The organism is Prevotella pallens, assembly GCF_900454935.1.
Taxonomy (GTDB): domain Bacteria; phylum Bacteroidota; class Bacteroidia; order Bacteroidales; family Bacteroidaceae; genus Prevotella; species Prevotella pallens.
This window is the reverse complement of record NZ_UGTP01000001.1, coordinates 2,197,015-2,209,733: the sequence shown is the minus strand read 5'-3', so window position 1 is coordinate 2,209,733 and position 12,719 is coordinate 2,197,015. Positions and strand designations below refer to the sequence as shown.

Annotated in this window: 10 protein-coding genes; 1 reads left to right on the top strand and 9 read right to left on the bottom strand. The window is 35.7% G+C overall.

The features are described 5' to 3' along the window. Positions 1-313 precede the first annotated feature (313 nt). Both DX009_RS09120 and DX009_RS09115 read right to left on the bottom strand, forming a co-directional pair. The gene (locus DX009_RS09120; protein WP_245944621.1) at positions 314-901 is read right to left on the bottom strand and encodes a hypothetical protein; all 588 of its coding nucleotides are present in this window, start codon (positions 899-901) and stop codon (positions 314-316) included. Positions 902-1,006: 105 nt separating this feature from the next. Continuing rightward, the gene (locus DX009_RS09115; RefSeq protein ID WP_115083762.1) at positions 1,007-1,831 is read right to left on the bottom strand and encodes an alpha/beta hydrolase; all 825 of its coding nucleotides are present in this window, start codon (positions 1,829-1,831) and stop codon (positions 1,007-1,009) included. A 211-nt stretch (positions 1,832-2,042) separates the two neighbouring features. Between DX009_RS09115 and DX009_RS09110 the strand changes: the two genes are divergently transcribed. Next, entirely contained in the window at positions 2,043-2,567 is a 525-nt protein-coding gene (locus DX009_RS09110) for an NUDIX hydrolase (protein WP_115083761.1), read from the top strand. 137 nt (positions 2,568-2,704) lie between these two features. Here DX009_RS09110 and DX009_RS09105 read toward each other — a convergent pair whose 3' ends face one another. From DX009_RS09105 to DX009_RS09075, 7 genes are all read right to left on the bottom strand, one after another. Next, on the bottom strand, positions 2,705-4,588 hold the full coding sequence (locus tag DX009_RS09105; protein WP_115083760.1) for an Omp28-related outer membrane protein: 1,884 nt from the start codon (positions 4,586-4,588) through the stop codon (positions 2,705-2,707). A 66-nt stretch (positions 4,589-4,654) separates the two neighbouring features. Beyond that, positions 4,655-7,015, bottom strand: coding sequence for a C10 family peptidase (locus DX009_RS09100; RefSeq protein ID WP_115083759.1), 2,361 nt, complete (start codon positions 7,013-7,015; stop codon positions 4,655-4,657). 213 nt (positions 7,016-7,228) lie between these two features. Further along, positions 7,229-8,173, bottom strand: coding sequence for a hypothetical protein (locus DX009_RS09095; protein WP_115083758.1), 945 nt, complete (start codon positions 8,171-8,173; stop codon positions 7,229-7,231). Positions 8,174-8,672: 499 nt separating this feature from the next. Then, on the bottom strand, positions 8,673-9,353 hold the full coding sequence (locus DX009_RS09090; protein WP_115083757.1) for a hypothetical protein: 681 nt from the start codon (positions 9,351-9,353) through the stop codon (positions 8,673-8,675). Between the two features lie 30 nt (positions 9,354-9,383). After that, entirely contained in the window at positions 9,384-10,151 is a 768-nt protein-coding gene (locus DX009_RS09085; RefSeq protein ID WP_115083756.1) for an Omp28 family outer membrane lipoprotein, read from the bottom strand. Between the two features lie 12 nt (positions 10,152-10,163). Next, entirely contained in the window at positions 10,164-11,837 is a 1,674-nt protein-coding gene (locus DX009_RS09080; protein WP_115083755.1) for a DUF6029 family protein, read from the bottom strand. 9 nt (positions 11,838-11,846) lie between these two features. Then, entirely contained in the window at positions 11,847-12,335 is a 489-nt protein-coding gene (locus DX009_RS09075; protein ID WP_006044119.1) for a TlpA family protein disulfide reductase, read from the bottom strand. Positions 12,336-12,719 lie beyond the last annotated feature (384 nt).

The window sequence follows — 12,719 nt, the reverse complement described above, 5'->3', positions numbered from 1 at the left end:
AAGTTTTACTTACACGTAAATAAAACTCTACTTACGTGTAAATAAAACAACACAATGCGTGTAGAAATATGGTTACACCCTACTAAAAACACTGTTTAATATACATATAAACACCATTTAAACAGAGTGTAGCCTTTTAAACACCGTGCAAAAAGCATTGCAGAATGGTGGCAAGAGCCAAAGCAAAAGCACCTGTCCTCAATAGAGAACAAGCGCTTTTGGTATGTAATACAGTAAAAGTTTTATGGAAATAGAATATTAAGAACTCTACAAATATGGTTATAGAATAACGCCTATTAATTGAAAACTAATATCAGAACGCCTTACCAAAACTAATGTATGGTGCAAACGCAACTCTGTGGCTATAAATGCCCTTAAACGAAAAAGCCACTGCAGGCGTTATGCCTATGCGAAACTGGAAACCTTTTTTGGCAGTGTAGCGATAGCCAACAGTGCCATAAGCAAACGTTCCGAACTTGTTTTCCTTTATAGGTTTAGCAGTCCAACCAATCTGTTCTGTATTACCAGGAGTTTTTTCTATGTACCAAGGCTCGAATGCGATGTCGTGAATATTGTAAAATCCGGCGTTCAAACCCACACCAAGTTCCAAGTTGTGCTTCTTTCCGCCCACTAAATAGTTCAGCCCTAAAGGTACAGTATATCCACGTGTAGACGTTTTGCCATAGAAAATAGACGTGCTGCTTGTGTATCCGAAACCAAATCCAACACGATATCCCCAACGAGAATTTTCGTTGAAACGAGCATCGTAAGTTATTCCAATAGTATTCGAAGGACCGAACGCCTCTACATAAACACTCTTTGTACGCACATTGTCGTCTTGTGCATTCACATTTAGTACGCATAGCAAAAGTAGTAGCAATGCAATTGTTTTTCTTTTCATATTCATCAGGTTTTATTATGAAATAAGCTATTAACAGCTGCAAAGATACTACTTTTAGACAATATTTCTGCTAAAAAGTGTTTATATTTATACTTCTAACTGCAATTAGAAGCTACGAAGCCAAGCTTTTAAATCCATCATTAGTTCCTCGTGATATCTGAAACCAATTTTGCTGCCCCAGCCGTGTCCACCACCAGGATATACATGGATAGAAGCACGAATATCGTTTCTATAAAGTTCGCTATAGTAGTTTACACCATTAGCTGGTGGCACCGTATCGTCGTCGTCGCTAAGCGCTATAAAAGCACGCGGCGTAATACGCGTTACGTTCATATCGGCACTATACTTTTTCTGGTCGCTTTTGCTTGGGTGTTTCCCTAAGAAGTTGCGAAAGCTTCCTTCGTGTCCGTAACCTTCCATCATAGAAATAACCGGATAGAACAATATTTGGAAATTAGGCTTAGCATCGCCCTTCGATGTTGTAGCCACCATAGCAGCTAAATGTCCACCTGCCGAAAATCCCATAATACCCACATTGTTGCGGTCTATTTTCCACGAAGCAGCATTCATACGTGTAAGTTTTATAGCTTGTTCGGCATCAGAAATAGGCACTTCTGGTTTACCATTTGGCAAACGATATTTTAAAACAATGGCAGCAATGCCTTGGTTTTGGAAGAATTCTGCCCAATCGTAGCCTTCAGTAGTCATTGAAAGAGAACTGTAGCCACCGCCCGGACAAATAATAATAGCTCTGCCGGTAGCCTCTCTGTCGGCAGGTAGATATACACGCACTTTGGCAGTGTCTCTATCGTCGCCATTGCTATACGGCGGACGACTGTTATAAAGTTTCACCTCAAAACTGCTTTGTGCAGCAACAAATGCAACATTGGCTAATAAACCAACTATTAAAAAGAGTTTCTTAAAATTCATTATTCTTGTTTCTGAAAAGTAATCTGTTCACAATCCAAGCTATGGCTCAAATCAAGTTTGCACGCAAAAGTACTAAAAAACAGTGGAATAAAGCTGCTTGTTTTTAGAGTTTTTAGTACATTTGCAAGTGCAGCATACAAATAGAGATGTGCTTAAACTATTTTTAATAATATAGACCTTATATTAACAAGTTTAGAAACAAACAGAAACAATGCACGTATTAGATAAGTTCAAATACTGCCCAGCGTGTGGTAGTAGTGGTTTTGAAGAACAAGACGAAAAAAGTAAGCGATGCAAACGTTGCGGCTTTGAATACTATTTAAATCCGAGTGCCGCTGTTGCAGCTTTCATTCTTAACAGTAGAGGGCAATTGCTAACTCTGCGTCGTAGTAAAGCTCCTGCAAAAGGCACACTCGATCTGCCTGGTGGTTTTGTGGATATTGGCGAAAACATAAACGAGGCTTTAATGCGCGAAGTAAAAGAAGAGACAGGATTAATAGTTAGCGAGTTTAATTTCTTCACCACTCTTCCCAACCGATACGAATACAGCGGGTTTATTGTGCCTACGCTCGATACATTTTTTGTTTGCAAGGTTAGCAACGAAGCAGAACTACAATCGGACGATGATGCAGAAGAAGCATTGTGGATAAACCTTGAAGATATTCACACCGAAGAATTTGGCTTGCGCTCCATTCGTCACGCACTGTCTACATTCTTAGAAAGAGAAAGAAGATAAGACCGATTGCTAGCTTTAGGCAATTTGTTTACGGATAAACAGAAAAAAGTTCGCAAGCTTCTTTCAAATAGCTTGCGAACTTTTTATTTATTGTTAGTGAAGTTCTACAAAACGGTATTTGCAGTTGTAGAAGAATATTATTTCACTATTTCTTTCACAACTTTACCATTAGAGAGTTTCACTATGTTGATGCCTTTCTGTGGCATAGCTATGCGTTGTCCCTTAATGTTGTAGCGTTCTACCACCTTTATAGGCTGAACAGTAGTTATGTTTTCTATTGCGTTAGGGTCGTTGACAAGCGGTTGGCTTACGCAGTTTTGCACAGCTAACGTTTCGAGATTAGCCCCTATTTCTTTTATTTTGGGCGCAATGAATGCTACAACTTCTAAATCTACAGGCTTCCAACTGTTTTGTATTGCAAAGTCGTAAGTTTTTGTAAAGTTATTGCCTTCCCACATAAGGTTGTTATCGCCTTTTACATCTGAGACGTATGCACGCAACACATTCTGGTGTTTTGTTTCTTCTGTCATTCCACTTTCGTTGCCTTGATGTCCGTCTACATTATTTTCGGTAATAAGAACAAATAGCGCATAGTCTTCCAAAAGTTCTTTCGCTTTGTTCACGCCAGTGCCAGTTACTGTTATATTAATTTTCTTGTTGTCCTTATCGTATTTGTTCGCAATAGCCAGTGTAGAGAATACACAAGTGTTAGCTTTTGAATAATTGTAGAACTTATCAATCATAGCAGTTGCATCTGGAGACGTTTCGGCAGCAATACTAGGATTTGCAATTGTCTCTTTCTTGTTTATGCTAAATGCAACTCTGTTGCAAGCAAACGATGGTATTCCGCTAACATTTGCAATTCGTTTAAGAAACTGACTTTCGGTTGCAGCTACATCGTCGGGATATGCAGTTTCGTCTAAGTGCACTGCCACCATAACCATATCAGGCTGACGTTGTTTTAAGGCTTTAATATTTCGAACACCTCTGTAGCAATTTAAGCAACGTTCAGAAGTAAATTCTTCAACTAATGTATTTTGGCGTGCAACTACATCTTTATAATAAAGCACTTTGTGGTTGTTTTCTACACCTTTTACGTTTGTAAGTACTGTTCCGTTTATTTTCGTCAATACCAAAGCAAGGTCGTGTTTACCCACAACAGAGATATTGGGTTGTATCTCTTCTATGCTGAACTTCTTGTTTGTTTCGCCAACCTTAATTTCTTGGTCCACAGTTATGGTCTTTACAGTCTTATTGTCTACCTTAACTTCAAGTTCAAAGTTATTTATGGGCGTTGCACTTGCGTTGGTTATCCAGTAATCAATGTTTATTGGTTTTCCCACTTCAGTATAGTTTGGCACTTCTATATGGCTAACCACAATTTCGCTCATAGTAGTTCCGGCAGCAGGTTCAACTACTAATTGTACAGGCAATGTGAATTGTTGGTTTGCAGAACGATTTACCCATTCGTTCGTTTCGTCAAAGAAAGTGTAAATATTGCCTTTATAGGAGTCTACACCATTCTTTCCTATTGTTATTTTACCTTGCTTTTCATTATTCAGGTTATAACCTATAGCCAATCCTTTCGTTTCTGGTGTAATTTCTATATCCTTATTCAGTTTAGTTTCGTACCAATTGTTGTCAATAGAATTACCAAGTGGCTCTTCGGTTTTTACTTCTGTTGCATCGTATATAGTGCTACCTTCTCTAATAAAGATACTTTTAATGCGACTTGCATCTGTTGAAAGCACTCTTATTGATTTAATTCTGCACCCAACGAAAGGTTTCAACATTTCTTGCGAATAGAACGAACCTATCATTGTTTCGCCATTATTAAAAGGAGTTGCCCCATGTCCCGCAGTTTCAAGATAGTCGCTTATTATACGTTGGTTCGTTTCTATCTGTGTTTTAGCCTTTGCTACTGTTTCAGAAAGAGTAGGCAAATTCTGTATTTGTATGTCTTGTGCCACTGCCGAAATAGAAGCAGAAGCAAACATTAACGACATTAATATATGTTTCATAGTCTATTATTTTAAATTTTATTGTAGATAGACTTTCACGACTAATAGGAAAGTCTATCTTTGTTTTTAATTGTTCAGATATTTATTACCATTTACAATATAAACACCACGAGGCATTGTTTTCAGAGTTTGTTCCAACATGTTTTGTTGCACACGTGTTGCTATACTACCATTAATGCGATAGATAGTAACAATGCTATTATCAGAATTACCATTCTCAATCACCTCAATTCCATTGCTCAAACGGAATACGTAATATTTAGGCGTAGCTAAAGACAAGCGTGTTTGCAAGTTCTTATTAATGTAATAGAGCTTCACGCAATATTCGTTACCATCTTGCATTTTAGTAAAAGCAAATGTAAGTGTCTTCTTCTCATCGTCTTTTATCTCAACGTTTTGTTCTAATGTTTCTACATTTGCCGAATTACGGTCTGAGAGAATGGCAACAATCTTATTTTGATAAGTATCATTACCCCAATTTTCTATCGTAACTTCGCATTCAAACTTATCCATAACAACATTACCTTGTGCATTTTTAATTTTAAAACCACTTTGCGTTAATGATGTTTCTATGCTTCCTTTCACGTTAATTTCAATCTCCCCAATTTTTATTTTCCGTGCATTGTCGGCATAAAGTTCTATTAAATGCTTACCAGCTGTTCGCGGTGTATATGGTAGTTCTACAGTTTTCTCTCTATTAGCATCTATCATTACCCCAACAGCATTTGCATTACGCGCTGAAGTTTTGTCATAAATATAAACTGTTACAGCGTTAGATATGCCGTTATTTGCAATTGTTGCTGTAAGTTTAGTTTCAATATTTTCTTCTGCTTGTCCCTCGTGTTTCAGCATTTTACATTCTATATCGCTTCTATTGGCAAAAACTGTAGTAAGCATTTCTTTGTCGCTAATATTAAGTTTTATATACATACTCGAGTTTGCACAAGCATTCCAGTTATTGCTGCCGTCTGCATTCGTAGCGAACATAGGAACAAGATAGTAAGTTCCATTAGATATATTCTTACCAAATGCTAACGATTTATTTACACATTCGTATGTATTATTGTTTGGCTCAATATCCATAACATTCGTTTTACCAAGAATTGCAACACCTTCTACAGGTTTGTTTTCTGCATTGCGAAGTTGCCAGCCAAAAGTAATATTCTGCTGTGTGTAATTGTTAGCTAACACTTTCAAAGTAAGTTTATTTATAACGAAGTCTGTTGTTTTATCTGTGCGCTGATACTTATCTTGTACATCTTTTATATCTTGCACAAATATTGTATTCGTAGTTTCTGCCTGCTGTCCTGTTTTGTTAGGCTTTAATCCTACAATAACAGCTTGTTTAATAGTGTAACCACTACCTCCAGCAAATGAACCTGTTCCTTGCATTGATGGGTTAAGTACCGATAAATCGTATTCACCGTCAGACATTCCGCCCCAACCCCAATTTATAATAAACTTACCGTTTTTATATCCGTGGCAAACAAAAGCGTGATAGCCTATAATTCCAGAATTAACATCAAACTTACCACCAGTGTAAAGTACTGGACGTTTTTCTTTTATTTCATCGTAAATTCTTTGTTGCCATTCTGCTTCTGTATACGAAGAACGTTCTATTTCTTGTGTTGTAGTAGCATAATCAAAATAATCTTTGAATGCTTTTACCAAAACATTTGCACCAGATTCTTTAGGCGAATATTGCATCTTCATAGCCTGACCAACATAACGCATAAGCCAAGCTACTTCGTCTGCATTTTCTTGATATTTATAGCTATTTTTCATAGCACTCCAATTAAACTTTCGTGGTTGCAGGTTTTCAAGTATCTGGCTGTAGTTTTGTATTTTCGATTCGTAACCTGGAATTACTGGAGTTTCGTTTTGTGGCCATTCATAATACTTCAGAATTTGTGCTGCTGCAGTAGCAACACACCCCGTTGCAGCATATCCTTCATCGAATTTTGGACATTCAAGATTATAAGGATTTGTTTGATTCCATTTTGTTTCTACTAATTCGGGCAAATCTTTCAGCTTTTCGTTTGTAGCCAATACAGCTTGCTGCTTATTATTAGCAACAAACTTTATGTAACGCTGACAACATTCTAGCCACCATTTCATTCCGTCTGGGATATTCTTCTCATTGAATGTTCCGTTTTTAGAATGTCCCAAAACCGTTTGCATATTATCATCGGCAGATACTATTACAAATCCATTGTTCTGTCCTACATTAAATATGTAGTAAGCATTGGTAGAAAGTGGCACTTTCTTTATTACCTTTTCCACTTGCGCATACTTGCTGGGAGCGTATGCACCATTATTTTTTATATATTCTAAAGCTATTTGTCGTGCTTTCTCTACACCTATGGGATTTCCTCGCACAATATTTCCCAATGAGAAAAGCACAAATAAAAGCAAAATTTTCTTCATAAAATAAATGTATAGTGATAAATTGTTTAGTACCAACAAACCTTTTCCAACTCCATTTTAATAAGTTGCAAATATCTTTTATTGGTAATAAATTTTTTTGGGAAAAGGAAACTCACACACTATAAAAAGATTATGAGTTTCCTTATATCTTCTTAACGAATTAGCATTATTCTTAAACAATTATGTTGCTTCTAATGCCAACTCTTTTTTGCATTACTTAATAATTTTCTTTATGCTACCATCGCTGTAACGAACAATATTTATGCCTTTCTGTAAATCTTTAAGTAATCTACCAGATACATCGTAAACAGCAACTATCTTTGCATTATCTTTTACTGTTGTTTTAGATTCAATGCCTGCTGTAGACTCGCGCTGCAAAATAGCAATATCCCATGGAGTTCCATAAGCATTTGTTACACCACCTTTTTCAAACGATACTGTTTTTGTGCTGTTTGGGTCTTCTTTATCTTCATCTGTTGCAGTTGGATCAGAAACTGGAGAAACACATTTTACACCTTTCATAGAAAACTTCTTGAAAGAACATATTGCTCCGTATGGAGCTTCCGACTTAACATTTGAATTGTCTACTATTAAACGACTTGTATATCCACCTGAAATACCACATCGAGCTGCTTTAACATCTAATGAATCAACATCTTTTATCGTAAATGTACCGTTATGTCTGTCGTCAATACCATTTAAGCCTGCATTAATATAAAGACTACCTCCACCTATCATATCAATATTCACAGATTCTGCTTCTTGGTATGTAAGCATAACAAAACCAGTTTGAGTTGTTGTTATAGAGTTCTTACCTATTAACTTCACTGTAATATTATCTGTTGGACAATAAAAACGGAATGTACCAATTACAGGGTACCATGTTCCACTTTCTGATTGGTATTGAGGACAATTCTCGGCAGTAACAACAATTTCGGCATTGTCTAATGTAATGGTTCGTGTGTCGGCATCGTATTTTACAGAGCCAGATTTAACCCACTTGCGCTCAGAATCAAGACTGTTTCCATTATCTTTTGTCATAGTTATGCCAAGAAAAACAAGTTGTTCGTCAATATCGCTTTGCGCAAAACTGTTAGACACTCCAAAAGCAGTAAAAAGAACTGCTACCAAAACTCGTAAACGTAAAATTTTTTTCATAATTCTGATTTGTTTTTAAATTGTTTATTATAAAGTTTTCTTTTATATAGATTTTATCAAGGTATTGTTTTCTTCTTGCCACAAAAGTAAAAAAAAGAAAAACATTATGCAAGAAAATACATTATAATTTTCAGAACAATGCATATTTTTCGTTTATTCGGCTTCTTTATTCTCTAAAAATATGCTTATAGTGAATATATATAAAGAGCTTACTTATATAATGCACCATTCTATCAATATATCTCAACTGGTAAATCTATGGATATAATAAGTTTCTTCCATAGATACAATTAATTAAAACTAAATGCACATCTTTATTTTCAGGTAAGAAAAGGAAGTATTTCTGAAAAATATAAATTAAGGATTCTTTATTCGCGGGAATAGATAAAATAAAAGCCATATCTTTAATCTTTCAATCGAAAAAAGATATGGCTTTTAATGCCTGTCTATATATAGACTAATTTATAAAACGACAGATTTCTCTGCTTTTCGTTGCATATTAAGGAATCAACTTTTTAACGGTTTTGCCGTTAGATAGCTTAATGATATTAATTCCTTTGCAAGGCTTTGAAATTTTCTGTCCTTGAACATTGTAGCGTTCTACTTCTGTTACTGTTGCATTACCGTCCTTAACAGAGGCAATACCTGTCGGAGTATAAATGAACTTAACTTTAACTGAAGGTCCAGCCTCGGTCATTTTTGTTTCTTGTACACCTGGAGATGTTTCTACTAGTTTACAAAATCCAGCTGTAATTGTTGCTTCCCAGGTAACAGGAGCATCAGCTTTCTCAAGAATCCACTCAGATTCTAAACCTTCAACATCATTTGCTTTCATATCTTTCACAGCTGACATATGAATATCTGGATTTTCGAACGGCATAATACAAGTCCCAAAGCAACAACCAAATTTACCAAAAGGCATATTTTTTAAATCAAGTTTCAATCCAACAGTATTTTTTCCTTTTAGATTTTTTACCGATAAATTTGGTTTAAGAAGGTACTCTATACTACCTTCTTCAATTCCTTCCTGTGTTACTAATTCTGTAACTTCAAATACAGAACCGTCGGGTATAACTTTCCCCTTATCGTCTACAAACTGGAGTGCCGATTTTGCACTTTGAGCCATTGCTCCCATACTAATAGAGAACAATACGGCTGCTACGAGTAATATTTTTTTCATTGTTTACTAGTTTTTTAATTAAAATATCTATTAACTATTCAAATGCTGTTTAATTACTTGCTGAACGCCAGAATCGTTATAAACAAAAGCAACAATAGATATGTTCTTTTCGTTCCATTTTGAATCTAACTGAATAGAGAAATTGTTCTTTGCTTCTACATTTTCTTGTAAAGCAATATCGGTTCCCCATGTGCCATTTACAGCTGCACGAAATACATGATTATGGACATATTGGTTATCTTTCTTATTGCCTTTTAGCAATTGTACGGCAACTATACCATCTTCAACAATCCATACTTGTAACTTTCCATTTAGCTTTTCTGAACTTAACACATTTACATCTATAGACAATTGTCGGTTTGCTGCATTATAGCTATTAGCCATAGAGAGTTTAACTGTGGTGGTCTTCTGAAGTTCACTATTTATAACACCAGCCCACGCCGAAACACCCAATGCGCTAGTATTTCTATTTATTACAGCACATGGAAGTTTATCGCCATTCCAATGTTTAAAATATTCTTCGCCAACACTTGTTTTTAATGGAGCAACAGCCAACGCAGAAGCATGTATACAAACACTTATAACATTGTCTTCGCCATATTCCTTTTGTATTTTTGTTAATTCTTCGTGCGCTTCAGGGCAATTTATACATTTCTGTCCTGTAAATTCTTCTACAAGTACTGCACGTTTAGCATCAGAAGATTCTACCTTTATATATCTGTCACCTTCGTCTACATTTGCACACGACGAAAGAAACATTGCTACACTTGCTACTATTAATGGAAATATTTTCTTCATATTATGTTCTGTTTAGAAATTATAATTGTACGAAACAGTAAAGCCTTTGCTTGCTGGAATATAACGACATACACCACCAGAGCAGTTAAATCCGGCACGTGTACGGCCATAACCTACCTGCAATCTATGTGCACCAGCATTGAAAGTTACTAACCCTTGATAGTAATGCAACTTAGTTTCGCCTGAATTATACATATCGCTTACAGTAAACATCCAGTGAGGAACAACTGCTAATTCTAATAATCCAAACCACCAATTGCCTTGGTCGCCCTTTGTAGAAAGGTATTGCACCTCGCCACGAAGGTTCATCTTTGGAGAGAATGTATATTTACCATCGGCAACAAATATGTCGGAATGTATCATTCCTCCTTCGCCTTCTACCACTGTTTTGTTGTAGAATTGGTTCATATACATTAAATTTAGCTTGAATGCCTTAGATATTTTGCGTTCAACCTGTATATTTAAGTCTTGATAATAGGTTTGGTCGCCCCATTTAAAGAAAGCAGAACCGTAACCTTTTGAACCTTTTGCGGTTACATTATCAATAGAACCTGTAAGATTTATATGTTTGTCGATGGCATGCACGTGAGAGAAATTCACTTTTACATTCATACCATAAGGACCTCCAATAAAAGTTTTGCGTTTAAACTTATAACCTAACTGTGCTTGATATGCCCATTCTCCGTCTGGACGAGTTGCATACGGATAAAAAGCAGCAAGAGCATAAGTTTGGTCTTGTGTAAAAGCTGGTAAATGGTTTATATAAGAAGACACACCTATGCTATTTCTGTTGCTCTTAAAAGCCATATCGTTAGAACGTTTTGCCTGTAAAAGTACACTCATTCCACGTTGAGAATAAGAAGCAGAAAGCATAGCTACGTTTCCTGTACGGTAAATATAACCATTTGTAAACGATGGGTCTTGTGTTTTTTGTGCATATTCGGCAAGAATATTAAAGCCACCTTTTTGCAATTGTACACGAGCGTCCCACGCATTTACATTTTGTGGAAGGTTTAATTTGTGCGTACGGTCTACCATTATATTATCTGTTTTGTTGTCTTCGTATTTATTTACGAACGAACCACCTAACATAATTCTTGTATCGCTCTTTTGCAATCCAGCAAACCATTCGCCAAGATTTAATTCTAAATCAGCACCATTTATCCACGAATCGTTATGTGCCCAATATCTGCGCTGTTCGCCTGTTACAGCTTTCAGCACAATTCCTTTATAAGGTTTGTAAACCACGCGTGCACCTAATAAAGAATTGTCTATTCCTAAGCTACGTTCTTCGTAAGTGCGTAATATAAAGCCCGAACCAAATTGTTCGTAGTAGTTTCCTAATGTAATTTCGAGCTTTTCAAATTTGCCTTTCAAATAAAAGTATGGTACGCCATAGCCTTTATAGTCTGGTTCGAAACCTGGTAATGGATATTTTAGAAATTCAAATCGTGCTCCCGCATCAACATTCTTACTAATCAGGTTTAAATCGAGAAAAGTGTTTGTAAGTACCTTGTCTTTATATTTGGGCGAACCTATTTTTAAATCTTCTTGTGGTACAAGAATATCGCTCTGTATACTACCAGTAACCGAAACTTTATTATCGTTGTTATCGTCTTGCCCTTGTGCGTTTGCATTTACTGCACTAAGGGCAAGCAGGCATAGTAAGCAAATATTTTTTTTCATACTATCTGCTTATTTAACAAGTTCGCGAACTTTCTCTATTAACTCGTTTTCTGCCCCTTCTGTATAGCCATTATGTTTGTACACAATGTTTCCTTTTCCATCGCAAATAAGAACGTATGGAATCATTTGTACACCTAAAGCACGTTTAAATTCGCTATTTGGGTCGAGCAATACATCGTATTCCCAGCCATTTTCATCAACAAGTGGTTTCACTTTGTTTGCATTCTGTGCTTGGTCTATGGATATTGCAAATATTTTTACTCCTGTTTCTTCGCGCCAATCGTTATATACTTCGCTAATAGCTTTCAATTCGCGATTGCAAGGTTTACACCAAGTTGCAAAGAAATCTATGATAAATGGCTTGCCGTTATTTGATAAAGTATCTGTACGAACAGCCTTACCGTTAATGTCTTTAAGTGTTACCGATGGTAATTGTGCGCTTACTGTGCCAATAGCACAAGTAAGTAATACTAATAATGATAGAATTGTTTTTTTCATAATTTAAATTGTTTCTTGTATTATTGCTTATAGTTAGACGAAAGAAAGAATGTATATTCTTTTTACAGAAGGCAAAGATAAGGTAAATAAAAGTATTATGCAAGAAAAAAAATGAAAAAACATCTAACGGATATTACAATTAACGGAAATAAGCATATAGATGGTTGTATGCAAGTGTGCTTTTAAAGTCAAAATTTAGAATGTTTTAAGATGGACAGAGTTATATTTTTACGAAATGAAGATGTATAACTTTGTCTATTTTAACTGTTTCTTCCACGGCTCATTACGGCTATCTCTAATTTTCTTATTAATATCTCTCTGATTTATTATTATATTTTTTTATTTTCTAATTAAAAAAAATATTTTTCATATTATTTTTTTTCT